Here is a 23,882-nt window from a genome sequence, read left to right on the forward strand (position 1 = left end):
GTGGCGGGACCCGCTCAGCGCGCCGCGGTGCCCTCCCCGGCGGCGCGGCGCGCGAGCGGGGCGGGCGGGGCCGCGGCCGGGAGGTTCACCCGGAGCAGTGCGCCACCGCGTGTGGAACGGGCGACAGTGGCCCGGCCGCCGTGGTCGTCGACGACCCGCTGCACGATCGACAGCCCCAGACCGGATCCCGGCAACCCCCGGGCATTGTCGGCACGGTAGAACCGGTCGAACACCCGCGGTACGTCGACGGCGTCGATGCCCGGCCCGGCGTCGTCGACCTCGAGCACCGCCGACGCGCCCTCGGCACGCAGCCGGACCTGGACCGGCTGGTCGGCGGGGGACCACTTGCCGGCGTTGTCGATGAGGTTGAGCACCGCCCGCTGGAGCGCGGCGGGACGCCCGCTCACCCACACGGAGGTCACGTCGAGCGCGACCTCGATGTCAGGCACGCGGGAACGCGCCCGGGTCACAGCGGCCAGAACCACGTCGGCGAGGTCGAGCAGCTCGGTGTTCTCGTCACTGACATCACCGCGCGCCACCTCGGTCAGCTCGGCAGCGAGGGTGCTCAACTCGGCCACCTGGGCGCCGAGGTCGTTGAGCAACCGGGTCCGGCTCCCCGCCGACAGCGCGCTGTCCAGTGTGCCGCGCCGATCGAGCCGGACCAGCAGCTCGACGTTGAGGCGCAGGCTGGTGAGCGGAGTCTTGAGCTCGTGGGCGGCGTCCTCGGCGAGCAGCCGCTGGGCCCGCCGGGAGTCCCGGAGCGCGGCGAGCATCTCGTTGATCGACTGAATCAGCCGCCGGATCTCCCCACCACCCTCATCCGGGATGCCGGCGTCGAGATCGCGGGTGTGCGCGACACGTACCGCGGCGGCGGTCAGCCGGTCGATCGGTGCCAGCCCGGTCCGCGCCACGGTCCGCCCGACCAGGGCTCCGCCGGCCACGCATAGCAGCCCGATCAACAGCATCCCGAACCCGAACCGGTTGATCGGGCTGTCGTCGACGACGCGGGCCACCTGGACCGCGCCGTCGCCCGCCCGCAGTGTGTAAATGCGGTAGCCGTCCTCGTCGCTGTCGTTCGACTCCATCAGGTCGGCCGACGCACCCTGCGCCACGCGCCCGGCCCGCCCGCTGACCGGAGGCAGCGCGGGCTGGCCGACCGGCGTCCGGGTCGAGCCGTCGGGCAGGATGACCCGCACCAGCCGACCGGACCCGGGATACGGCGGCAGCGGGACCTGCGCCACACCGGCGCGCTCCGCGTCCGCCGCCAGGACGCGGGAGTCGGCGCGCAGCTGATCCTCGGCGGTGACCTGCAGCTCCCGGTCCATCAGCTCGCTGGCCACCTGGAAGGCCACGAACACGCTGACCGCGATGGCCGTCGCCGCGATCACCGTCAGCCTGGTCCGCAGGGACCGCCGGCGCCACCATCGGGTCAGCCGGCGCGGACCCCGGCCGACGGGCCCGCTCACGAAGGAGTCTCCCGCAACGTGTATCCGAGGCCGCGCAGCGTATAGATCAATCGTGGCTCACCCTCGGCCTCCATCTTGCGGCGCAGGTAGCTCACGTACACCTGGAGATTGTTGGCGGTGGCGCTCATGTCGAAGCCCCAGATCGCCTCGAACAGCGCGTCGCGGGTCAGGACCCGGGTCGCGTTGCGCACCAGAACCTCCAGCAGGGAGAACTCGGTCCGGGTCAAATGCAGCGGCCGCCCGCCACGCCACGCCTCGAACCTGTCGGGATCGACCCGCACGTCGGCGAACGACAGCAACTGCGACTCCCCGTCGGCCGGCGTGCGCCGGCGCAGCAGGGCCCGCACCCGGGCCAGCAACTCCTCGGTGGCGAACGGCTTGGGCAGGTAGTCGTCAGCACCCGCGTCCAGCCCCGCGACCCGGTCGGAGACCTGGTCACGGGCGGTCAGCATCAGCACCGGCAGATCCCGGCCCGCGGCCCGCAGCCGCCGGCAGGTCTCCAACCCGCCGAGGCGAGGCATCATCACGTCGAGAATCAGCAGATCCAGCGCGTCACCGCCCGCCCCGCCGACCCCGTCGAGCACGGCGAGACCGTTGGCGACGGTGCTGATGTCGTAACCCTCGACCTGGAGCACCCGCTCCAGCGAATCACGGATGGCCCCGTCATCATCCGCAATCATGATCCGCACGCCGGCCCGCCCCCTTCCCATCGATGCCTTTTGCCGCCCATTCTCTCCGGCCAACCTGAAACCAGGATTAGAACCGTCGCCTGTACGGATGCCTGAGCTCAGACCTGACCACTAAGTGGACGGCAGCGAGCCGTCGGACCGACGGGACAGCCGGAGGCGGGCCATCCTTCGCCTTCCTCGACGGCCAGGGATCCCGTTTCATACGCCACGTCGGAAGAGCCACGAGCGTAGGCAACGGCCAGGGGCAAGCACCCGCCAGAGCCCCGAAACGGCCAGCAGAGACGCCGCGCCCGCCGCGACGACGACCACGCCGGGTGAGGCCACCTCGCCCAGTGCCCCACCGCTCGCCGCGAACAACCCCTGCAACGCCATCGTCCCGGTCAGCGCCAACCCGAAAGCCTGACCCCGATTCGCTTCCGGCACCGCCGCCAGAAAACGCCGCGCCAGCCCCAACTGGTACGAGACCCCGAACCCGGACACGGCGAGCAGCAGCCCCGCGGTGACCGGCCCGGGCACGACCACAAATCCGAGCAGCGGCGCACCGAGCAACACGGCCAGCGGTCCGGACAGTCGTTCCCGGCGCTCCGGTGTGACCAGCCGCCCGATCGCGAGGTCGCCGGCCAGCATCCCCAGCGCCACGGCGGTGAACAGCAACCCGGCTGAGCCCGGCATGCCGATCTGGGTGGCGTACGGAACGAGCACGCCCTCGGCACCGACCACGATCGCGGGCGGCAGCCACTGGGCCAGCAGCAGCCCACGGATCGCCGGCACGCGCAGCAGTTCGCGGTTGACGCGCCAGGTCTCGCGGACGGCGTACCCTCCGCCCGTGCCGCGACCCGGACGCCCGGCCAGCCGCAGGCGCAGCAACGCGGCGGACAGCAGACAGCTCGCCACGGTGATCCACAGTGCGCCGTACGGGCCGACCCCCGCGATCAGCACCCCACCCACGGCGAACCCGACCACCTGCGTACCCCCGGCCGCCATGGAGAACACGGCCCGCCCGAGCACGTACCGGTCGCCGTCGAGCAGGTCCGGCAGCATCGCACTGCGCGCCGCGGAGGCGACCGCGCTCGGAATGCCGGCGACGAACACCAGCACCAGCATCGCGACCGGTGACAGCAGCCCGGCCGCGAGCACGGCAGCGACCGCGGCGCGGAGCAGGTCGTAGCCGATCATCACGGCCCGCGGCGGCCACCGGTCGGCGTACGCCAGCAGGAAGGTGCCTCCGAGGGCGTACGGCAGAAAGCCCGCAACATAGGCCAATGCCGCCAGCAGTGACGAACCGGTCCCGGCATAGACGGTCACCGAAAGCGCGAGCATCTTCACGGTCTCGCCGCCGAGAAAGAGCGTGTAGCCGGCGAACAGCACGCGGAACTGACGTACCGCGAACACCTCACGGTAGGTCGTCACGCGGGCCAGTTTACAAATCCGTGGACCGGCTGAGTCGCTCCCAGGTCGTCAGGTCGGCACGGACCATATCGTGGTGGGCAGCGATCGCGTCGACGGCGTCGTTGCCGAGGGCCAGGCGCAGCGGCGGATCGGGGTGCGCCAGGGCCTCCAGCACCGCTCGCGCGGCTTTACGCGGGTCGCCCGGCTGGTTGCCGTCCATGGCGTCGACGGCTGCGCGGGTGCCGGCTGTGCTCTGCGCGTACTCCTCGATGATTCTTGATCGTTGCATCCGGCCGCCGCCGAATTCCGTGCGGAAGGCCCCAGGCTCCACAATGACGACTCGTACGCCGAACGGGCGCACTTCCGCTGCCAGCGCCTCGGAAAGCCCCTCGAGCGCGAACTTCGCCGCGCAATAGGCGCCGAACCCCGGCATGCTCACCTGCCCGCCCATCGAGCTCATCTGCACGATGGCCCCATTTCCCTGGGTACGCAGAACGGGCAGCACCGCCTTCGTCACCGCCACGGCACCGAAGAACATCACGTCCATCAGCGACCGCAGCTCGTCCAGCTCCAACTCCTCAACCGCGCCGCCGTCTTTGCCCCCGCGGCCACCAACTCGGCAAGCCGCGAAGGCTGCCGCGCGGTAGCCATTACCCGATCACCGGCAGCCAGCGCGGCCAGCGCCAATTCCCGCCCGAACCCGGCCGAGCATCCCGTGATCAGCCATACCCGCCCTGTTCCCGTCATACGCCCAGCCTGCCGCCGCCCCGGAACTCCTGGCCAACACACATTTCGGGTAGGGGTCACAGTCTTGGACTGTGACTGTGGAACTGCGACAACTGCGCTATTTCGTCGCCGTCGCCGAGCAGCTGAGTTTCACCCGCGCCGCGTTGCAGCTGCACATCAGCCAGCAATCCCTGTCGCAACAGATCGGCGTCATGGAACGGCATCTGGGCGTACGCCTGTTGGATCGCGACACCCGCGGCACCCGCCTCACCCCCGCGGGTGAAGCCTTCCTCCCCGAGGCCCGCAGCGTCCTCGCCCACGCCGAATCCGCGTTCGCCGTCGCCCGCCAGGCAACCCCCGGCCGCCTCGACCTGGCCTTTCTCTCCTCCACCGCTAACTACATGCTGCCGCCGATCGTCCGCGCCGTCCGCGAACACCTCCCCGCCCCGGCCCTGACCACCCACGACCTCCCCATCGACGAACTCGTCGCCGGCCTGCGCGACGGCCGTTTCACCGCCGCCTTCACCCGGCCCCCGCTGGTCCCGGACCTCGCCACCCAGACGATCACCACCGAGCCGGTCTGCGCGGTCCTCCCCCAGGGCCACCGCCTCGCCACCCGCACAGAACTCCAGCTCGCCGATCTCGCCGGCGAGGACTGGGTCCTCACACCCCGCGCCGCCTGGCCACCCTGGCACGACAAGTACGACGACGACTTCGCCGCGGCCGGGTTCGAACCGCGCGTCGTCCAGCGCGCTGCGGGCGTACCCAACCTGCTCGGTCTGGTCGCCGCAGGCGTCGGGGTCACCCGCCTGGCCCGCTCAGCCGGCACCATCCGCCGCACCGGCGTCGTTTTCGTCCCCCTCACCGGCGACCGGGCCACCACCGTCATGGCCTGGAACCCCGCCCGCGACAACCCCTTCCACCAACGCCTTCGCGCCCTCGTGACGGACCTTGCCGCCACCACGGACCTCACCCGCCAGGGATAGCCCCTACGATGCAGCGGTGCAGCCACAACTGCGTGATCCGGCCGCGGCGGGCCTGGCGATGCTGCTGTCCCAGTTCGCCCCGGCCCCCATTCCCGCCGACCTGCTGAAACCGGGGCCGTTGGCCGTTCTCGCCGAGGCCGGAATGGTGGTCCCGGTGGGTGACGGCGGGCTGGTGCGCGTACCCGAATCGGTTTCCGCATCTTTGCGCGCCCACCCGGTCGCGGTGCCGGGCCGCCGCCTTTTCGGTCGCCGCCCGCACAATTGGCCCGAAGCCGCCGCCGGGTTTCTGACGTCGGTGCTGCCGTCCGCGGTGCAGGACCCCGCGACCTGGGACCTCTGGGAATTGCTCCTGCCGCACGCCGAGGCCGTTCTGCAGAAGACCAATCAGGCGTCGCGTACGACCGGAGTCCTGCGATACCGCTGCGGAACGTATCTCCGCGAGCGTGGCCAATTGCTGGACGCGGCCCGGCACCTGTCCCAAGCTTCCGGAGAAGCCACCCGCGACATCGACGCGGCCAACGCCATGAGCGCCTACGCGATCGTGCTCCAAGAATTGGGCGAGTTACAGGAAGCACGAAACCTCTACGAACGGTCCCTGGCGACAACGCGCAAAGTCCGCGGGGAACTCGACCCGGCCACCCTGTCGGTCATGAACAACCTCGCCGCCGTCCTGAACGAGCTCGGCGATTTCCCCGCAGCGCGACAACTGCTCACGTTCACGGTGGAAAGATTCCGCCGCGCCCTCGGCCCCGACAATCCGGGAACATTGAGCGCCATGACGAACCTCGCCGCCGCCCTCTACGGCGCCGGCGACCGCCCCGCAGCCCGCGGGCTCCTGGAGGAATCCCTCGCAGGCCACCGCCGGGTCCTGGGCGACGACGACCCGCAAACCCTCTCCTCGGCGTTCAACCTCGCCGTCATGCTCCACCACCTGGGCGAACCCGCCGCCGACCTCTACGCCTGGACCCTCGCCGGCCGCCGCCGCGTCCTCGGCCACCACCACCCCGCCACCCAACTCACCGAACGCCACCTCGCCGCCCTCACCCCGAACTGAGGCTTGCATCCGGTACCCCGGTACAGGCTTACCGTCGGGGGATGACCACGACGGAGGACCAGACCTGGGTGCCGCAAGCGTGCATCTTGCCGACCGCTGAACGACCGCTGCGCCTCGCGGAGTTCGATGACCTGGTCACCGCCGCGCTGCGCGGCCAGCGGCGACTGACTGCGACGACGCTGCGCTGGGAACTCGATCCAGCGGCCGAGGCCACGGCCCGCGACCTGGCCGGCCGGGAGAGCAACTGCTGCTCGTTCTTCTCCTTCACCTTCAGTTCCGGGAATGGGCTACTGGGGCTCGTGATCGAGGTGCCTGCTGCGCACGTCGCGATCCTCGACGCACTCGCCGCGCGGGCCGCAACCATGACCGGCCGGCCCGAGCACCGCGGTCCCGTCTTCCACCTGCGCACCGGACGGGTCGCCGCCGCGGCCGGAGTCAATCTCCAGACGCTGCGCTACTACGAGCGCCGCGGCCTGATCGCCGAGCCGGGCCGCAGCCTCGGCGGGCACCGGCTCTACCCGTCCGAGACGGTAACGGTGCTCAAGGTGATCAAGGCGGCGCAGCGGCTCGGCTTCTCCCTCGACGAGATCGCCGGCCTGCTCACTCCCGGCAACCATCGACACGACCGCTCGGACGCCCGGGCCCGTCCGGATGCCGGGCTTCACCTGCAAGTGGAGCCCCATCCTGACGAGAGCCTCCGGCACCGGGCCCAGGAGAAACTTGCCGAGGTGGAGACGAAGATCGCCGACTTGCAGGTGATCGCCTCGACCCTGCGTGCAGCAGTCGCCGCAGGCTGCGACGACCTGGCCGCCTGCGCCGAACAGCCCGACTGCCCCATCCCGTTCGCCGCCTCCGCCCGCTGAGGACTGCGAGGGTTTTGTGGGGGCCTCGCGAGGGTCTACGGCATTCAGGCCGAGTGGTGAAGACGTGGCCGGTCAGTCGCCGGGGTGAGGCCGGTGTGGAACCGCAGTAATCGGGTCTTGTCCTCGCCGAGGACCGGGCGAGCCTCTTCGACCAGGTATTCGAATGCGGCGGCGCGGTCCCGGCCCGGGGCCAGATATGCGGTGGCGGCCTCGTGATCGAGCCAGGCCGTGAGGTCGGCGCGCGCGTGGCCCCGAAGCCGCAGGTCCGGGTCAGCAACGAGTTGCAGGTCCGTGGACAGCCGCTGCCACGCGTCGCCGCCGGTCAGCAACCGATAGCCGGCGAACCGGACATGCGACGGGTTTGCGGCGCTGAGCAAAGCCCGCAAGGCAGCAGCATCAACGACGGCATCGCGTCGCAGGATCGCCACTGCTTGGCGGGTGACCGCGGCGGACTCGTCCTCCAACAGCGGCACGAGCAGGGTACGACGTGTGACGCCCAGCCGGCGCCATGCCCGGATCGCCTCGACGCGGCCGCGGGCCCGAGGGTGCGACAGCCAGCGCATCGCGATTTCGCCGTCGTCAGGGCTGCCGGTCTCACCGAGCCCGGCGAGCACCGACGGCTCCGGCGGCGTCCGCACCACCAGCCGCCGGTAATGCTCGGACGGATCCACACCGGCCCGGCGCATCACCGACTGAGCGATGTCATGGGCGACCGGCGGTGCACCCCCAACGAGGCCTTTGCCATCCTCACGAAGGTCTCCCAGGACCATCCGCCGGGTGGGGCCCGCAGGTGGACCGCTTTCAGAACAGTCAGCTCGTCGAGCAGCTCCGGGCCGTACCCGAAGCCGTCCCCGCTGTCGCGTTGAGGCTGGGCGGCATCGCCGCCACCGGGCCGAACATCTCCTCGCGCACGACCTCCATATCGTCGGGCATCCGGAAAGGACTGTCGGCAGGTAGTCGGAGACGGGCGTTTATGCCGGCTCACCCCGGGAATCCGGGCAGGATGCTACGAAAAATGACGATCCGCCTCGAGCGTGCTCGTGCCCTCGACGGCATCAGTGACCGGCTCCAGGGCGCTGTGCAGGGCGCCCTCCCCCGGCCGGTAGCCGATTTTCTGCACGGTGTCTGGCTGGGGCATCCCCTTCATCCGGTCGCGGTGCAGGTGCCGGTCGGGGCGTTCATGTCCGCGGCGGTGCTCGATCTGCTCCCCGGAACGCGCCGACCCGCCACGGTCCTCATCGCGGCCGGGACCGCCGGCGCGGTTCCGGCGATCGCGTCGGGGCTGGCCGACTGGTCGCAGATGACCAAGGACCGCCGCCGGGTCGGCCTGGTGCACGCCGCTGCCAACACGGTGGCGCTCGGCTTGTACGCCGGATCGCTGGCCGCTCGGCTCAGCGGGCGCACCGGCCGGGGAAAGGCCCTGGGCTTCGCCGGTCTGTCGGTGGCCGGCCTGGGTGCTTATCTCGGGGGCCATATCGCGTACGCCCAGAGCGGCGCAACGAATCAGGCCGCGCCCGACATCGCCCGGGTGCCCGAGGAGTGGACCGCCGTAGTACCGCTCGCCGAGCTTCCCGACGGCAAGCCGACCGTCCGCCGCATCGATGACGTCCCGGTGCTGCTCTACCGCAACGGCGACGAGGTCTCCGCCATGATCGAGCGGTGTTCGCACGAGACGGGACCCCTCGGCCAGGGCGAGGTCATCGGCACGGGAGCGGAGGCTTGTGTCGTGTGTCCGTGGCATGGCAGCACCTTCCGGCTCACCGACGGCGCGGTCGTCCACGGCCCGGCGGCGAACGACCAGCCGTTGTTGCGCTCGCGGGTCCGGGCGGGCTTGGTCGAGGTCGCCCAACCCTGAGGCTGGGACCTGCGTGCCGTCCCCTCCGGCCTGCCGGTCACCCGGTCATCGCCTTACCACCGTGGCTGTAGGATCGGCCCACGAGAAAGGCCGGGCCGCAGATGGACTACGGTGCGACAGAAGTGGACGATTCGCCCGGAGCGGCGGCACTCGTGCACGACGCGATGTTCTACGCCGGCGACCAGCAGTTCGCTTCCACGCTCGTCCCGTTCATCCATGAAGGCCTTCGTGCCGGTGACGCGATCGTGGCCGCGGTGACCCGAGCCAACATCGCCGTTCTGCGTGATGCCCTCGGCACGGACGCGGCCGCCGTCACGTTCATCGACCGCGACGATTGGTACGTGCGTCCCACGACGACCGTCGCCGGCTGGGAGCGGATGGTGACCGATGCCACCGGACGCGGCCACCCGCGGGTGCGCGTCATCGGCGAGGTCGGTTTCGGTCCGGCGCCCCGGCAGGCCGGCTGGAGCAGATACGAAGCGGTGCTCAACGAGGTCTTCGCGGACGCCCCCGCCTGGATCGTCTGCCCCTACGACGTGCGGGCGCTCCCCGCGGAGCTGGTGAGTGACGCCCGGCGTACGCATCCGACGGTTTTCACCCCCGGGCGGCCGGCCAGTACCGGCTATCTGTCGCCGGCCGAATTTCTGAGCCTGGTCCCCGAGCCCATGCCCGCGGTCAGCGGACCACCGGTCCTCGCCATGGAGATCACCGATGGGGTGGCACCGGCCCGGCACGCCCTGTCAGCTCTGCTCGCGGCCCACGGGTGGGCCGGCTCGGAGCGCGGCGACGACCTGCTGCTGGTCATGAGTGAGATCGTCACCAACAGCGTCCGTCACGGCCGCGGCCCGCGATGCCTGCGCGCCTGGATCGACGGCGACCGGGTCGTCTGCGAGGTCACCGACAGCGGCGATGGTCCCGCCGATCCCCTGACCGGCTATCGGCCACCGTCGCGGGCTGTGACCGGTGGGCGGGGCTTGTGGATCACGCGGCAGCTCTGTGACGCGTTCGCGGTCGCGCACCGTGACGGCATCACGATCGCCCGCATGGCCCTCACGCTCACCTGACCGCGAGGCGACGATCCCGCTGGCTGCCGCCCGGGGGGCTAACGTAAGAGTGCGTTCAGCAGCGAGGGACCGCACCCGTCCCACTACGCTGGAGTTCTCATGGGTTCCGAACCCCTCCTCGAGCCGGGCCAGAGCACCGACGCGGTGCTTGTTATCGCCACCCATCGCCACGAAACGTCTGAAACAGCTCGGATCGTCCTGATCGGCGAGATAGACATGGTCGTCGTCGCGGCCATCCATGAGGCGGTCCACACCGTGCCCGTCTACCGGCACACCGAACCCACCGGATCCGGCCCCGAACTGTGGTGATCACGGTCGACGGCGACGTCGGACACGACACCGCGCTATCTCGATCGGGTCCTGCGGCAGACAGTCGCCAGTGGACGGCCGGTCTGCCGCGACCTCAGCCGGACCGGCTTCTTCGGGTCGGCGGGGGCCAGGGTCGTTGCCGGTGCCGCCACCATCGGTGGCGCCTTCTCGATCCGGGGAGCACGGACGATCATTCGCCGCACCCTTGGAAACCGCGGGGGTCGACTGCCGATCGGCAACCGCGGCGGGGGAATCCCTGCGATCTCGGACGGGGTAGCCCGATCCCGGTCCGGAACCATCCAAACAGATGAGTGTGCGGAGACTCCGAACGGGAATGCGATGGGCGTTTGTCATGCCTGCGAACGCGATCGGGAGATACGGAGTGACGAAGCTCGGAACATTGCAATATCTCGCCGCGAGCGGACCCGATGACGTGCTGGCCGCCTTGGCGGACGGCGACACGGCGGTGCTCGCCGGAGGACAGAGCCTGATCCCGGAGATAACCGCCGGCGGCGTACGGCCGCGCCGTGTGGTCGACATCAACCCGGTGACGGAATTCGACCTACTGACCGAGGTGGACGGCACTCTTCGGATCGGACCACTCGTCCGGCACCGGACGTTCGAATCGCAAGCTGTCGGGGGTGCCCTCGGCGACATGCTCCGGACGGTGGTCGGGTACATCGGCCACCCGCCGATCCGGGCCCGCGGCACCATGCTCGGCAGCCTCGCCTATGCACACCCGGCGGCGGAGTGGCCGGTCGTGGCAACGATCCTCGGCGCGCAGCTCGACCTGGCCGGGCCGGACGGGCACCGGACCGTCGCGGCGAAGGATTTCTACCTCGGCCCGTTCCTGACCGCCCGTCGCCCCGAGGAGTTGCTGGCCGAGGTCCGTATCCCGGTGCTGCCCGACGGCACCGGGGCGGGATTCGCCGAGCAACGGCCGTTCCTTGCCACTTTCGCCGAGGTCGCGGCCGTCGCGGCGGTGACTGTGACCGATGCCGTGGTCAGCGCGGCAGCGATCGGCCTCGTGAACGTCGGCCCCTGCCCGGTCCGCGCCCGCGCCGCTGAGAACGCCCTGATCGGCACGGATTTCTGCGACGCTGCCATCACCAGGGCCGCAGAGGCTGCCGCCGACACCGACGCCGGCCCGCAGCACGGGTGCGACCGGCGTCAGGCGGTCCAACTCCTGACCCGCCGGGCACTGACCCAGGCCAGGGCCCGGGCCATGACCGGGTAATCATCCACGCGGGCCCCGACCTCGGTCCCGGCTCGGAGCCGGGTCCGGGACGCGGAGCGGCAGGCCCCTCTCGTCAACTCATGCGACGCCCAGGTCGGCAGGCCACGGACGCACGAGATCCGGCTGCCGGCCTGCTGCGGTCCATCACCCAGTTCACGGTCGATCTGCTGCCGGCGGTCAGCTACGCCTCGATGACCACCCACCGCGAGGACGGGTACGTCACGGTTGCCATGAGCAGCGAATTGGCTCTCGCCGTCGACGAGGCCCAGTACCTGCGACGCAGGGCCGTGCCTCGACGCGTTGTGGACCGCCGAGCCGACCGTCGTGCCGCGAATCCCCGGGGCATGGCGCCGTTGAGCGCGCCGGTGACGGCGGCCTTCGAGAGCTCCGAGGAGGAAGGCGCCGGCCCGGGCGGGCGATCAGCCCAACGCGTGACCGCACGTACCAAAGCCGCTAGGAGCACCACATGACCGGCTCCCAGCCCCTGGACCCCATCGACGCCTTCGGGCGGCTCGGCCGGATCAAGCTCGGGGAAACCGACCTCAAGGGTGTCCTGCACGAGGTTGCCCACCTTGCCAAACGCACCCATCCCCGGCACCGCGGAGGTCTCCGCCACCACGTTGTCGCTGCCGACCATGTCCGCCGAGGACCGCTGGACCGTCTGGACCGCTCAGGCAACTCAGGCCGGTGCCAGGAGTTCCCTGTCGATCGGTCTGCCCCTGCACGAGAAGATCTCCGGCGCGCTGAACGTCTATGCCACCGAACCTCAGGCCTTCGACGACGACGTGATCGTTCTCGGTGAGACGTTCGCCGGATACGCCGCCGTCGCGCTCGCCATCCTCACCCAGCTCTCGCAAAATACCAATCGCAAACTCCGCGAGGTCGCCGAGGCACTGGTCGCGAGCGCGGACCCCGGCAACCAACCCTGAGCCCACCGCCGGTCACACCGGCACGGGCCAGGTCATGCGGCGCGGAGGCTGAACTCCGCCTAGACGTGCTTGCGCGTGCCTTCGGTATACCAACCGACGGCTTTGGCCAGTTCAGAGACGATGCGCAGGCCCAGGCCGCCCGCCCCGGGCGCTCTCGGGCCGACGACCTCCGGCGACGTGCCGGGATCCTCGTCTGCCACGTCGAGCACAGAAGTGTGTTCGGTGCGGCGCAGGAAGACCCTGGTGGGCGGCCGCCCGTACCGGATCGCGTTGGTCGCCAGTTCGGTGGCGGCGATAGCCAGTGCACCCGACAGGCCTGTGACGGGAGTGGCTGCGGAAGACCTCTGTGCAAACGGGGTTGCAGCCGGGGTTCAGCTTCGTCATCGCTTGGATCACCGCTCATTCGCCTCGGATCCCCACCGACTTTGCCCGTAACGGCGTCTTCACAACGAGGGCGGACATAGACGGGGGATCACACATGGAGCAGAAGTCAACGCTGGCCGGATCGATGAATTCCGTTCGTCGTTCGTCGCGCTGGAAGCTGGCTTCCGCGGTAACGGTCGCCGCTCTGGCGCTGACCTCCATGGTGAACGTCTCCGCCGCGGACGCCGCGACGAGCACCGGGACCGCCGCAGCCGTCCTGCCGTCCGGGCAGGCGATGCCGGTGGGCAACATCAACGCGTGGAAGCAGATCTTCAGCGACGACTTCAACCAGAACGTTCCGCTCGGTAGCTTCCCCGCGGCCGTCTCCAACAAGTGGGGCGCCTACGCCGATGGCTGGACGGACACGAGCAAGAACGGCACCTACGCTCCCTCGAAGGTCATCAGCGTCAAGAACGGCGTGATGGACATGAACATCCGGACCGAGGGCGGCAAGTCGCTCGTGTCGGCTCCCGTCCCGAAGATCAACGGTGCGAACGCCGGCGAGGGTCAGCTCTACGGGCGTTACGCGGTCCGGTTCCGGTCGGACAAGCTCGCCGGCTACAAGATCGCGTGGCTGCTGTGGCCGGACAGCGACCAGTGGGGCGAGGGCGAGATCGACTTCCCGGAGGCCGACCTGGACGGCAAGATCTGGGGCTTCATGCACCACAAGAACAAGCCGATGGACCAGGACTGGTACGAGACCAAGTCGGCCACGAACGCCTGGCACACCGCCGTCCTCGAGTGGCACCCGAACTACGTCCGCTACCTGCTCGACGGCGTGCAGATCGGCAAGTCGACCGATGTCACCAAGATCCCCTCGACGCCCATGCACTGGGTCCTGCAGACCGAGACCAACCTGGACGGCGTGAAGCCCGGCGCCGCCGTGGCCGGTCACCTGCAGATCGACTGGGTCGCCGTGTACAAGCTGCAGCGGTAACAGCACCACCACGATGACGGCCGGGGGCCGGAACCATGCCGAGCGCGTGGTTCCGGCCCCCGCTGTCATCTCGCCACGACGCACGCCACGACCGGGAAGGAGACATCCTGTTCGGTCAGCCGCGGCTCCGGCACCTCTTCGGCGGCGAGGCCGAGCAGCAACGCGGCCGCCGCGAGGGAATTGCCGAATCCTTGCACCTCACCGGTGAGACCCGCCCGTTCGAGGGTCACCGCGAAGCCCCGCGGTGTCCACCGCCACTGGTCCATGTCCGGGGCCTCCGGATCGGTCCGGCCGACACACGGCACCGTGATCAGGGCCGTTCCGCCCGGCCTCAGGGCAAGTTTCACCGTACGCAACGCCGCCTGAGGATCCGTGTATTGCAGCACCTGGGTCAGGACCACGCAGTCGAACCTGTTCTCGCCGATGGAACCCGCGACGTTCAGATCGGCGTGCAGATCGGCCGCCTTGTTGCCCTCGTCGACGTCCACGATCGTCCGGGTCGCCGCCGAACCGTACTTCTGCGAGTAGAGCGCGGAACGGACCTCGAGGACGTCACCCGCGATCAGTCGCTCGTTCGCCTTCATGAACTGCTCGATGTAGTGCCTGTCCACGGGCAGTCCCCGGTCCCAGCCGTACACCTGGCTGAACGGGGCCCGCCGGGCGATGTCGCCCCAGTCCACCCGCAGTCCCGGCAGGTTTCTGTTGACACGGCCGACGTTCAGCACCGCCAACTTACGCACCGGCTCCGGTAACAGCCTCGCAAGCCGCCGCACCGCGCTCATCTCCGCTCCTCCACGACACTCGCCCCGGAGCGTGGCCGCGGGGGCACGGCAGCGTGCAAGTTCCGGCGGGAACGCGCGTACAGGAAGGGTCCCGCTGCCAGGCCGGCGATCTCGCGGCGCAGCGCCCCGGGCGGCGCCGAGTGCTCCGCCTGCAGGCGCTGGTTCGTGGCGAACGGGATCCTCGCCATCTTGATCACGCCGTACGGGATCCTGAGCAGGATCTGCGAACGGGTGGAGCGTTGTGCGAGAAGTTTCGTGAGGAAGGCTGCGAGCCCCGCTCCGTACCCGAACATCTGTTTGCGAAGTGAGTCCTGGTCTGCCCGGTGATGGTGCCAGACCAGCGCAGCCGGTTCATAGGCGATGGCGCCGCCGCCGGTGAGAACCCGGACGAAGACGTCGAGGTCCTCGCCGCCCCTGGTGTCGGTGCCCGCGCCCAGGGCCTCGTCGAAACCACCGAGGGTCCGCAGGCTGTCGCGGTCGAACGCGAAGCTGGCGCCCGTCCCGAAGATGCCGGCCGAGTACGGGTACAGCGCACCGTGACCGGACCGGTCGCGAAGGTCGAACAAGGTCGGCGCGCACCGGCTCGACCAGGACGAGGTCCGCGCGTCGAAATACGCCTCGGAGTCGTTGGAGATGGACGCTGTGCAGACCAGGCCGGTGACACAGACGACGTCGGGTCGTCGGCTGAAACCGCGGAGGATCCCGTGAACCCAACGGGGATCAACCGCGACGTCGTCGTCCGTGTAGGCGACATAACGCCCGCGAGCGGCGGCGAGTCCCGCGTTCCTCGCTCTCGACAGGCCCGGGCGGGGCTCGAGGACATAGCGGAACCGCGGGTCGGTCAGGGCCAGCCGGCCGATCAACCGCTCCGTCGAATCATCGCTGGGCGCGTTGTCGACGATGATGAACTCGACGTGGGGATACGAGATCTCAGCGAGCCGCCCGACACAGTCCTGGAGCATCTCGCCGCGGTCGCGCGTGCAGACGACCACCGAAACGTGCTCGGATGTGTCCACTTCGCTCGGGCAACCCGTCACTGCGGCGCCCGGACGGTACCCGGGGTCGGCTGCGGGGGCCGGGACGCCTTCCGCAGCCAGGTGCGCAACGATCCGATCCCCGAATCGCCGCCACGCCTCGGCGAGGATCGCCGGCGGGGTGGCCTCCTCCCGGGTCAGGGTCAGGTATCCGAGCGGCTCGTCATGGACACGGATCAGAACACGCACCAGCGGCTCACCCGCCTGCGCGACGACAGCCCGCAGATCCCGTGACCCGGATACCTCGAACTCGCAGCACCAGGTGGCACCATCGATGGACACGGGATCCGACACTGTTTCTGCATTCATATAAGATTCCCCAACAGCGTTCAGACGAGTTATCCGCGCGGCTCGGCGATGTCGTCACCGGCCCCGGACGGACTCAAGGTCTGCGGCCTGCGGCCGCAATGTGCGCAGCGACGCGGCCCGCACAACAGGGCCGCGACGATTCTTGCCTCCTTCGACATTACGTGGCGCCAAGGCATGGTCAAGCGATAGCTGGTTGATACAACGACGGCCACCGGCCATTCTGTCCTTACGGCGCTATGAACCACCCGGGGGGACTACCCCTTCGGTGGGCATTTCTACGACCTCGGCATCTACGTTTATGGTGAGTTCCAGCCCGGATTTACAAACGCAAGGAAATCTCTGTGGAACAGCACCGAAAACAACACGCGCCGAATAAGAGGAGCACTCACTGGAACCGGGCCCGCCGGCTGGCCGCCGCCACGCTCCTGATGCTGTTTCCCGGCTCCCCCGGGACCTATTCTTTCGTGGGGCGAGAACCGGTCCCGACGCCGTCCGCCCCGGCCGCGTACTCACCGTCGGGGCAGTCGATGCCCGTGGGTGACCTGCCCGGCTGGCGGCAGATCTTCAAGGACGACTTCACCTCCGACGTGCCCCTGGGCCAGTTTCCCGTGGCCCAGCCGTGGAAATGGTCGGCATACGGCGAGGGATGGCGCGACACCAGCCGCAACGGCACCTACTCCCCCGCCCGCGTCGTCAGCATCAGGAACAGCATCATGGACCTCCATGTGAGAACGGAGAGCAACGTTCATCTCGTGGCCGCCCCCCTGCCGCGGATCTATGGCCCCGGAACACAGGGCGGCCTCATTTACGGACGGTACGCCGTGCGATTCCGCGCCGACCCCGCACCGGGTTTCAAGATGGCCTGGCTGCTCTGGCCGGACAGCGAGAAATGGACCGACGGCGAGATCGATTTCCCGGAAGGCGAACTGACCGGCGAGATCGAGGCATTCCTGCACCACAAAGGCGCACCGACATCACAGGAGGCATTCAAGAGTGGAGCCGATTTCGACAAGTGGCACACCGCGGTCATCGAATGGACCCCCACCGAGGTGCGTTTCGTGCTCGACGAAAAATTGCTGGGAGTAGTGACCGATCGCACCATTATTCCGGACCAGCCCATGCATTGGGTGCTGCAGACGGAGACGGCTCTGGACGGGCGTCGTCCGGCGACTCAGGCGAGGGGACACATCCAGATCGACTGGATAACCGCATACAGCCTCGAGATTCCGTCGAATTTCTAGGGCCGCCGCGCCGGGCCGGGACTACGCGGCCACCACGGCAAACCGCAGCACCATGAGGACGATCGAGACCGATACCAGAACGTACGCGCCCAGAGTGGTCGCTCGTGACCACCTGGCGCCGCCCGGCCACTCCGACACGAGCATCGCCGCCAAACAGCCCGCCAGGGCGACAGCGGCGACCACGATGCCCAGAACGGGCGAGATCACGTCATCCAGCAACGGGACCGGCCTCCCGCCGTTGCTTCGCGATCGCCCCTCGGATCGACGCCGCCGCCGAGATCAGCACGGTGCAGGCCAGCTGGGAGACGATGACCACCGGCGGTGACCAGTGCCCCGAGTACAGCGAGATCTGTGCCCCGACGACCAGGGTCGCGCAGCCGAGCGAGACAGCGATCACCAAGCTCAGCAGCGGGTCCGCGATGTTGAGCAGCAGCACGAATCCCAGGCCCGGCCCGGCCAGCAACGGAATGCCGACACCGATGACGCGGGCTGGCGATCCACCGAGATCGCTCCCCGCCAGCGACGTCCATACCAGCGCGATCGCGGCCCAGACGGCGAGACCCGCCGCCGTGCCGATGGTCCGACCAGGCCTCATCGCCGCGCCTCCTTCACCGGCTCGAGCCGGTAGACCGTCGCATCGTCGTTGTGGAAGACCGTCGTGAACCGCCGGCTCCGCACGATGTCCCGCTGGACCGAGCGTCCCCAGTCCGCGGGCAGTCCGTAGACCTCCTCGCCGTACGCGATCTGTCCCCTGGTCACGATGAGATAGGCGCCCTTCGGATTCGTGCCCATCGCGGCGATGGCGAGATCGACGCGACGCACCGCGAACTGGTCCAGGACCGCCTGGGCGTAGTCGTACTGGGAGAGCCCGATGTTGCGCCAGGACAGGTTCGGCGAGAGGCAGACCAGGGTGCTGCCGTGCGGCGCGATGTCGTAGAGCGCCGCGACCGCCGCACCCTCCTGGGCTGAGACGTGCTCGTAGCTCTCGTTGCCGTACCGCGCGACCAGGCTCACGGGCAGCACGAGCAGTCCGGCCACCGCCACGACCGCCGCGACCGGGCGTGATCTGGCGGCGAGCGAGACACACGCGTGCGCGGCGAGCAGCGCCGTTGCCGGCAGGGAGAACAGGTAGACGCGCAACATTCCTTCGCCGCCGTAGTCCTGCAACCCGAGCATGAGGAACGGGGCACCGGCGATGATCCCGAGGATCAGGCCGTACTTCTTGCTTCGGAGCAGATGGATCAGACCGGCCGACGCGAGCAGCCACATGATCCCCGCGGTGGCGATACGCAGATTGACGATCACCTGATGCACGGTGCTGCCCACGATCCGCGACCCGACCCCGGAGCTGACCACCGAGCTGACCTGCCCGGCGGATCCGAAGATCGCGCTCATGTGCCCGTTCCAATAGTCCTGCGCGCCGTAGCAGAGCCAGCCGACCGTGACGATGACCGTAGCCAGCGGGAGCAGCGCGATCCGGAGCACCCCGGTCAGCGCGAGCAGGCACAGCGTCATCGCGAGCATGAACGGCGTGAGCTGGTGGCTCATCGCGACGGCCGCTGACACGATCACCAGCGAGACGATCAGGAAGGAGCGCTGGCCATGGGTGACGGCGGCGCCCTCGGGGTTCACATCGGCGGGCAGCGTCAGCAGCGCCCGGATACGCCCTGCCGGACGTGATCGTGTCACGCCCCTCGCACCGCCCAGGAACACCGCGGTGACCACGGATAGGCCGGCCAGGTGCAGGAAAAAGGCGAACGCCTGGGGGGCGAAGTAGTCCTGGCCCACCCAGTTCGCCACCGTGAAGACCCACAGACCGGCCCAGCGCACCCGGGCGGAACCGTGCAGCGCCCGGAAGAGCAGGGCCAGGGGCGCCAGGAACAGCAGGGCGAAGCACATCGGCGCCCATCTCAGCAGCGAGAGGGGTTCCAGGCCGACGGCCTCGCTGAAAACGCCCGCGGCCGCGAAGAACCCCGGCCAGCTGAACCGGGCGTCCATCCCGGTGGCAGTTTCCCCGGTCTGCAGAATCTGCGTCGTGAAACCGGCATGCAGCCAGGCGGTCGCGAACCGGGGCATCGACTCCGAGAACGCCACCGATCCGTAGATGGTGATGACCTGGGCGACCAGGGCGAGCGACAGGATCGCCCGGCTCATGCCCCGCCGCAACTCGTGAAAGAAGACGATCGCGGGAAGCAGCAGGAGCAACAGGTACGGCCGGGGCAGCGCCTCGATGATGCCCCACGGGCCGATGTTGCCATCCGCACGGCCCCTGATCAGGACATAGCCGGTGACGACGCCCGCGACGAGAACGGCGGGCTTCGCCCCGGCCCGGAGGATGCCGTGGCGCGGGTCCTGGTGGCTCGCACCCGCAGCCCGTGCGGCCTCCTCGTCATGCGCAGCGTCCGGCGGGCCCGGCGGGGATGGGTACCGGGTCACGCTGTTACTGATCACTGATCGACACCATCCGTAAAACTGCTCGTCGCACCCCGGGAGAAATGATCATCGCCGGCTCGAATTGCGGCCGCCAAATCTGGCGCAGAGCCGACTGTAGCAGTAGGCAAATGGCCCGATACAGATCCCCAAAAGCTCGGCAAAAGTCAATACCAGCGGATACGAGTCAGTCTTCGCGGCATTCTTTTCACTCTCCGGAGAAAGCAGATGACGCATTCCGGGCAGGATACGAGCGGCGATCTCGCGCCGCTCCGCACCGTCGCTCACCCATCTCTTGGTCAGCATCGCGGACAGCCCGGCCCCATAGGTGAACACCTGTCTGCGCAGGTCAGGGTAGGCACGGTGGTGACGATGCCGGATGAGGGCACCGGGCTCGTACACGAGGCGGTAGCCGGAGCGGATCATTGTCAGGTGGATGTCGAGATCTTCGCCACCCAGGGCCGGTGTCCCGGTCCCCAGGTGCGCATCGAATCCGCCGACCGCGCGCAAGGATTCGGCCCGGAACGCACAGTTCGCGCCCGTGCCGAAAATGCCGGCGCAGTACGGGTACAACGCACCCTCGCCAATCGATCCGATTTCGAAGACTTTCCTGCGGTAGCCCTTGGCGAAGCCACCGAACTGTTCGAAGAGGGCCTGGGCGGGGGTCTCGAGCTCCCAGGGAAGCACCAGGCCCGTGACGCATCCCACGGAATCGTCGGTGAAGGCGGCGGCGATGTTCCCGAGCCAGTTCGCATCGATCATGACGTCGTCGTCGGTGAACGCCACGATGTCTCCGCGGGCGTGGGCGAGCCCGTCGTTGCGTGCGTGCGAAACCCCCGGTCGCGGCGAGGCGAGCAGCCGGACGCCCGGCAGGTCGCTCTCCGCGAGGAACTCGGCTAGGCCCGAGGTTTCCGGGCGGTTGTCGACCAGGATGATCTCGTCGGCGGGGTGGCTCTGCTGCAGCACGCCGCGCAGTGTGCCGAGGAGTCCCGGGCTGGGTTCGCAGGCGGTCACCACCACGCTCACCGTCAGCGGCGATCGGACGGCACTGCCCGGTGCCCGGCCCACGCCGGCGGTGGCCGGCGTCAGCACGTCGGCCAGGGCCGGCAGTGCGGCCTTGATCTCCGGCCGTAGGTCGTCCAGCTGCCGGTGGCGTTCCGTCACGGAGAAGGGCAGGAACCCGACGGGTACGCCGCCGCGCCGGACCAGAAACCGGACCTGGCCGCACAACGCCGGTGGCTCGATGCGATCGTCGAGATCCACATCCAGGATGGGCACCGGAACGAAATCCGATGCGAACGCCTCGGGCGATGCCCCGTCAATCCTCTTCACAACTGCCCTCCCACGATGCGGTGTCTCACGCCGCGAACGACTCGGAACACTCTCGTCGCCATCGACTGGTCACGACTGGCGATCGGCCGGCCCGCACCTCTGGTGACGGCGGCAACCTCGGCCCGGCTGCTCCGGCCCTGAACGGTGAACCGGGCAATGGCCAGCACGTCGTCCGACGTGTGGGACAGGCGGTTCTTGACGGCATGGGCGGTGGCGAACCCGGCCGCGGCGACCTGGGCCTTCACCGCTGCGCGATGACTGCCGTGCGGGTACGCGAACGATGGAACCGCCTCGCCGAGGAGGTCCTCGAGGGACTCTTTGGATCGCCGGATCTCGTCGCGGCACCTCGCCCCGTCCACGACATCGAGGTGTGGATGGGTCACGGAATGCGCACCGACCTCCGCCGTGCCGGAAGCGCCGACCTCCTGCACGCCGCGCCGCGACAGCATGCCCTTCTCGCCGATGAAGCCGGTGGTGACGAACAGCGTGGTCACGATGCCGAGGTCGGCGACGATGGGCGTCACCACATCGAGGTAGTCGGCGAACCCGTCATCGAAGGTCACGAGAACGACGGGATCGGCGGGCGGGTCCTCGCGGAGCAGGTGGCCGGCGAACTCCCTCGCCGTCAGGGGCCTCCGGCCGCTCGCCACGACCTGCTCCATGTCCTCGCGGAAATCGCGGACCCGGACCGCCCAGGGATCGGCTCTCGCCTGCGGGCTGTCCGACACCGAGTGGTAGAGCAGGACCGGCACGACGGCATCGTTCATCGAGCTGAGCTGCCGTACGTGCTGCCCGCGGTCACATATCCCCACACCGTCGCGGTGAGACCGGCCAGCACCGCGCAGGCCCGCGCCGGCGATGCCGGCTCCCGGAGGATCGAGCGCGGGGAGACGCCCCGGGCCAGAGCCGCGGGCAGCGTCACCTTCACGTAGTGCTTCTCCGCCGAGAGCGCCTGCGCTTTCCCGCGCAGCCGGGCCACCGCCCGCTTCGACCGGCCTTCATGGAAGCAACGGCGCAGGAAGTAGCGCAGCGTCTGACGCTCGACCGGGACGAAGTGGTCGACGGCGGCGTCCGGGGTGAAGATGACGGCCAGTTCGGGGTGCTGTTCGGACAGCCGGATGCAGAATTCCGTCTCCTCGCAGCCGACCGGCAGCGCACCGACCCGGCCCACCTCGGAGGTGAAGCCGCCGGCGCTGAGCAACGCTGTCCTCCGGATGGCCATCGACGCCCCGATGGGATTGCGGATCGCTGCCCGGGACGTCGGCTGACCGCGGTACCCACATCCGACGACCCAGCCGAACTCCTCGGGAAACCACGACGGCGCCCGGCTGCCCTGCCACTTCGGGATGACGCGGGTCCCGACGACCGCCACGGCGTCATCCGCGAAGAGGGAGCGGATGGACTCCAGCCAGCCCGCCCTCGGGACAGCGTCGTCATCGAGGAAGACGACGACACCCTGGGCGGATGCGGCGACCCCGCTGTTTCTCGCGCCGGAAAGGCCCCGGGTCTGCGAGTTGGGCACGACCCTCGCACCGTCGAGCTGCGATGTGGCCCGGTGCAGCAGCTCCTCGTTGTGGTCGATCACCACGATCAGCTCATCCGCGTGGGCGAGCTGTTCCTGGACGGCCCGGCAGGCTTCGCGCATCACAACCCACCGGTCGGCCGTGTAGGCGCAGATCACGACGGAGATGTGCACATCGGGCGGCCTGGTGGACAGACCGGGCCGGGCCGGCTCGTCCCGCAGGGCGATGCCGGGCGCGGACGTGTCGTTCATGACTGGCCGTCGTTGATGAGCGACTTGCGGCGGGTCTGCTGCGGCAGGAACGGCTCGGCCTGCTTCTTCCTGCGCCGCCAGGGCCTGCGCCGCTGGGCCGCGTCCCGCACGCCCGCACGTGGCGGTTGTTGCGGGGTGGCCGCCGGCGCCTGGGGCTCACCGGCTCGCGGTTGCCGCAGCCACTCGCGGGCGATGGTACGGAGCACCCGCGTTCCGTCCGTGACCGCGTTGAGGTTGCTGTCGCCGTGGATGCGCTCGTGTTCGAAGCTGGGCACCTCCTCGACCCGGAGCCTCGCCCTGGCCACCCGGAGATTGAGCAGGGTCTCGATCTCGAAACCGTCGCCCCACAACCGGCCGTCGCCGGCCGGGCGGGGGCTCGTGTGATCCAGATCGAAGACGGGCAGGCAGCGCGCCCAGAACGCGTTGTAGCCGTAGCAGAGATCGGTGTATCCCGTGTTGAACAGCGCGTTCACCAGGCTGTTCAACGCCCGGTTACCCAGGCTGCGCGACCTGGTGATGTCGGCGCTGCCGCCCGCCGCGAGAAAGCGCGAGCCCTTGACGAAATCCGCGCCGGCGATCAGCCTCTCGACGAACAGCGGGATCTCGGCCGGATCCGTCGACCCGTCCGCGTCGATCATGACGATGATGTCGCTGGTAGCAGCGGCGAAACCGCAGGCCAGGGCGTTGCCTTTGCCCCGGCGGCTCTGCCTGACGATCCGGACGGAGGGCAGAAGCCGCTGGGCGACCGCGACTGTGTCGTCCACCGACCCGCCATCAACGAGGATCACCTCATCGGCGGGCGGGAGCTTCGCCATGACGTGCGGGAGGTTCAAGGCCTCGTTGAGCGCCGGGATGACAATGCTTACAGTCGGATGCCGACCAGTCATTCATATTCCTCGGGTAAATGATTGACCATCATGGGGGACGGTGCATCATTGCCACCACCGTGACCGTCCGAGCCGGACACTCACATTTGGCAGCAGAAATCTCGCCTGACCAAACTACCCAAGAACGCCCGCCACGCCCGCATCGAGAAAGCAACTAGGAACGGTC

The 23,882-nt window shown here is 69.3% G+C and carries 26 protein-coding genes and 1 pseudogene; 11 read left to right on the forward strand and 16 right to left on the reverse strand.

Going from position 1 to position 23,882, the window contains the following annotated elements:
• Positions 1 to 14: 14 nt before the first annotated feature.
• The 4 genes and pseudogenes from Aco04nite_RS31670 to Aco04nite_RS31685 all read right to left on the reverse strand — a co-directional run bounded on the left by Aco04nite_RS31670 (position 15) and on the right by Aco04nite_RS31685 (position 4,291).
• Positions 15 to 1,466 carry a HAMP domain-containing sensor histidine kinase gene (locus tag Aco04nite_RS31670; protein ID WP_213000906.1) on the reverse strand — a complete coding sequence of 484 codons (1,452 nt, stop codon included), beginning with the start codon at positions 1,464 to 1,466 and terminating at the stop codon, positions 15 to 17.
• On the reverse strand, positions 1,463 to 2,146 hold the full coding sequence (locus Aco04nite_RS31675; RefSeq protein WP_438874959.1) for a response regulator transcription factor: 684 nt from the start codon (positions 2,144 to 2,146) through the stop codon (positions 1,463 to 1,465). Before Aco04nite_RS31675 ends, Aco04nite_RS31670 begins: the two co-directional genes overlap by 4 nt.
• Before the next feature lie 207 nt (positions 2,147 to 2,353).
• Positions 2,354 to 3,574, reverse strand: coding sequence for an MFS transporter (locus Aco04nite_RS31680; RefSeq protein WP_308161708.1), 1,221 nt, complete (start codon positions 3,572 to 3,574; stop codon positions 2,354 to 2,356).
• A 1-nt stretch (position 3,575) separates the two neighbouring features.
• Positions 3,576 to 4,291 (reverse strand): annotated as a pseudogene (locus tag Aco04nite_RS31685) (SDR family NAD(P)-dependent oxidoreductase).
• 71 nt (positions 4,292 to 4,362) lie between these two features.
• Here Aco04nite_RS31685 and Aco04nite_RS31690 point away from each other — a divergent pair.
• The 3 genes from Aco04nite_RS31690 to Aco04nite_RS49180 are packed head-to-tail and all read left to right on the forward strand — an operon-like array spanning position 4,363 to position 7,173.
• Positions 4,363 to 5,256, forward strand: a complete 894-nt coding sequence (locus Aco04nite_RS31690) for a LysR family transcriptional regulator (protein ID WP_213000908.1) — start codon at positions 4,363 to 4,365, stop codon at positions 5,254 to 5,256.
• A 16-nt stretch (positions 5,257 to 5,272) separates the two neighbouring features.
• The gene (locus tag Aco04nite_RS31695) at positions 5,273 to 6,310 is read left to right on the forward strand and encodes a tetratricopeptide repeat protein (RefSeq protein WP_213000909.1); all 1,038 of its coding nucleotides are present in this window, start codon (positions 5,273 to 5,275) and stop codon (positions 6,308 to 6,310) included.
• Between the two features lie 41 nt (positions 6,311 to 6,351).
• A complete protein-coding gene (locus tag Aco04nite_RS49180) occupies positions 6,352 to 7,173 on the forward strand; it encodes a MerR family transcriptional regulator (RefSeq protein WP_244876432.1) in 822 nt (273 codons plus the stop codon).
• 44 nt (positions 7,174 to 7,217) lie between these two features.
• Here Aco04nite_RS49180 and Aco04nite_RS31710 read toward each other — a convergent pair whose 3' ends face one another.
• Positions 7,218 to 7,862, reverse strand: coding sequence for a hypothetical protein (locus Aco04nite_RS31710; RefSeq protein ID WP_213000910.1), 645 nt, complete (start codon positions 7,860 to 7,862; stop codon positions 7,218 to 7,220).
• 121 nt (positions 7,863 to 7,983) lie between these two features.
• A complete protein-coding gene (locus Aco04nite_RS49765) occupies positions 7,984 to 8,106 on the reverse strand; it encodes a hypothetical protein (protein ID WP_280519396.1) in 123 nt (40 codons plus the stop codon).
• Positions 8,107 to 8,188: 82 nt separating this feature from the next.
• Between Aco04nite_RS49765 and Aco04nite_RS31715 the strand changes: the two genes are divergently transcribed.
• From Aco04nite_RS31715 to Aco04nite_RS31740, 6 genes are all read left to right on the forward strand, one after another.
• The gene (locus tag Aco04nite_RS31715; RefSeq protein WP_244876433.1) at positions 8,189 to 9,028 is read left to right on the forward strand and encodes a Rieske (2Fe-2S) protein; all 840 of its coding nucleotides are present in this window, start codon (positions 8,189 to 8,191) and stop codon (positions 9,026 to 9,028) included.
• A gap of 122 nt (positions 9,029 to 9,150) precedes the next feature.
• A complete protein-coding gene (locus tag Aco04nite_RS31720) occupies positions 9,151 to 10,092 on the forward strand; it encodes a sensor histidine kinase (RefSeq protein ID WP_213000912.1) in 942 nt (313 codons plus the stop codon).
• Between the two features lie 99 nt (positions 10,093 to 10,191).
• On the forward strand, positions 10,192 to 10,401 hold the full coding sequence (locus Aco04nite_RS31725) for a hypothetical protein (RefSeq protein WP_213000913.1): 210 nt from the start codon (positions 10,192 to 10,194) through the stop codon (positions 10,399 to 10,401).
• A 382-nt stretch (positions 10,402 to 10,783) separates the two neighbouring features.
• Positions 10,784 to 11,638 carry an FAD binding domain-containing protein gene (locus Aco04nite_RS31730; protein ID WP_244876434.1) on the forward strand — a complete coding sequence of 285 codons (855 nt, stop codon included), beginning with the start codon at positions 10,784 to 10,786 and terminating at the stop codon, positions 11,636 to 11,638.
• 80 nt (positions 11,639 to 11,718) lie between these two features.
• The gene (locus tag Aco04nite_RS31735) at positions 11,719 to 12,108 is read left to right on the forward strand and encodes a hypothetical protein (RefSeq protein ID WP_213000915.1); all 390 of its coding nucleotides are present in this window, start codon (positions 11,719 to 11,721) and stop codon (positions 12,106 to 12,108) included.
• 102 nt (positions 12,109 to 12,210) lie between these two features.
• Complete coding sequence (locus tag Aco04nite_RS31740; protein ID WP_308161706.1) at positions 12,211 to 12,567, forward strand: ANTAR domain-containing protein; 357 nt, start codon at positions 12,211 to 12,213, stop codon at positions 12,565 to 12,567.
• 59 nt (positions 12,568 to 12,626) lie between these two features.
• On the opposite strand, the gene Aco04nite_RS31745 is transcribed toward Aco04nite_RS31740, so the two are convergent.
• Positions 12,627 to 12,881 (reverse strand): ATP-binding protein, encoded by a 255-nt coding sequence (locus Aco04nite_RS31745; protein ID WP_213000987.1) that lies wholly within the window; start codon positions 12,879 to 12,881, stop codon positions 12,627 to 12,629.
• 164 nt (positions 12,882 to 13,045) lie between these two features.
• On the opposite strand from Aco04nite_RS31745, the gene Aco04nite_RS31750 reads away from it, so the two are divergent.
• Entirely contained in the window at positions 13,046 to 13,927 is an 882-nt protein-coding gene (locus Aco04nite_RS31750; RefSeq protein ID WP_213000916.1) for a glycoside hydrolase family 16 protein, read from the forward strand.
• Positions 13,928 to 13,992: 65 nt separating this feature from the next.
• On the opposite strand, the gene Aco04nite_RS31755 is transcribed toward Aco04nite_RS31750, so the two are convergent.
• Complete coding sequence (locus tag Aco04nite_RS31755) at positions 13,993 to 14,709, reverse strand: class I SAM-dependent methyltransferase (protein ID WP_213000917.1); 717 nt, start codon at positions 14,707 to 14,709, stop codon at positions 13,993 to 13,995.
• Positions 14,706 to 16,025 carry a glycosyltransferase family 2 protein gene (locus tag Aco04nite_RS31760; RefSeq protein ID WP_244876435.1) on the reverse strand — a complete coding sequence of 440 codons (1,320 nt, stop codon included), beginning with the start codon at positions 16,023 to 16,025 and terminating at the stop codon, positions 14,706 to 14,708. The genes Aco04nite_RS31755 and Aco04nite_RS31760 overlap by 4 nt, the downstream gene beginning before the upstream one ends.
• 368 nt (positions 16,026 to 16,393) lie before the next feature.
• Here Aco04nite_RS31760 and Aco04nite_RS31765 point away from each other — a divergent pair, with 368 nt between their 5' ends.
• On the forward strand, positions 16,394 to 17,293 hold the full coding sequence (locus tag Aco04nite_RS31765) for a glycoside hydrolase family 16 protein (RefSeq protein WP_213000919.1): 900 nt from the start codon (positions 16,394 to 16,396) through the stop codon (positions 17,291 to 17,293).
• A gap of 21 nt (positions 17,294 to 17,314) precedes the next feature.
• On the opposite strand, the gene Aco04nite_RS31770 is transcribed toward Aco04nite_RS31765, so the two are convergent.
• The 7 genes from Aco04nite_RS31770 to Aco04nite_RS31800 are packed head-to-tail and all read right to left on the reverse strand — an operon-like array spanning position 17,315 to position 23,716.
• Positions 17,315 to 17,500, reverse strand: a complete 186-nt coding sequence (locus Aco04nite_RS31770; protein ID WP_213000920.1) for a hypothetical protein — start codon at positions 17,498 to 17,500, stop codon at positions 17,315 to 17,317.
• A gap of 1 nt (position 17,501) precedes the next feature.
• Positions 17,502 to 17,888, reverse strand: a complete 387-nt coding sequence (locus Aco04nite_RS31775) for a hypothetical protein (protein WP_213000921.1) — start codon at positions 17,886 to 17,888, stop codon at positions 17,502 to 17,504.
• Positions 17,885 to 19,744, reverse strand: coding sequence for a hypothetical protein (locus tag Aco04nite_RS31780; protein ID WP_213000922.1), 1,860 nt, complete (start codon positions 19,742 to 19,744; stop codon positions 17,885 to 17,887). Before Aco04nite_RS31780 ends, Aco04nite_RS31775 begins: the two co-directional genes overlap by 4 nt.
• Positions 19,745 to 19,792: 48 nt before the next feature.
• Positions 19,793 to 21,055: a glycosyltransferase family 2 protein gene (locus tag Aco04nite_RS31785; protein WP_213000923.1), complete on the reverse strand. Its 1,263-nt coding sequence runs from the start codon at positions 21,053 to 21,055 to the stop codon at positions 19,793 to 19,795.
• Entirely contained in the window at positions 21,052 to 21,822 is a 771-nt protein-coding gene (locus Aco04nite_RS31790; protein WP_213000924.1) for a polysaccharide deacetylase family protein, read from the reverse strand. Before Aco04nite_RS31790 ends, Aco04nite_RS31785 begins: the two co-directional genes overlap by 4 nt.
• Positions 21,819 to 22,829, reverse strand: coding sequence for a glycosyltransferase family 2 protein (locus Aco04nite_RS31795; protein WP_213000925.1), 1,011 nt, complete (start codon positions 22,827 to 22,829; stop codon positions 21,819 to 21,821). The genes Aco04nite_RS31790 and Aco04nite_RS31795 overlap by 4 nt, the downstream gene beginning before the upstream one ends.
• Entirely contained in the window at positions 22,826 to 23,716 is an 891-nt protein-coding gene (locus Aco04nite_RS31800) for a glycosyltransferase family 2 protein (RefSeq protein WP_213000926.1), read from the reverse strand. The genes Aco04nite_RS31795 and Aco04nite_RS31800 overlap by 4 nt, the downstream gene beginning before the upstream one ends.
• Positions 23,717 to 23,882 lie beyond the last annotated feature (166 nt).

The organism is Winogradskya consettensis (genome assembly GCF_018332715.1).
GTDB lineage: Bacteria > Actinomycetota > Actinomycetes > Mycobacteriales > Micromonosporaceae > Actinoplanes > Actinoplanes consettensis.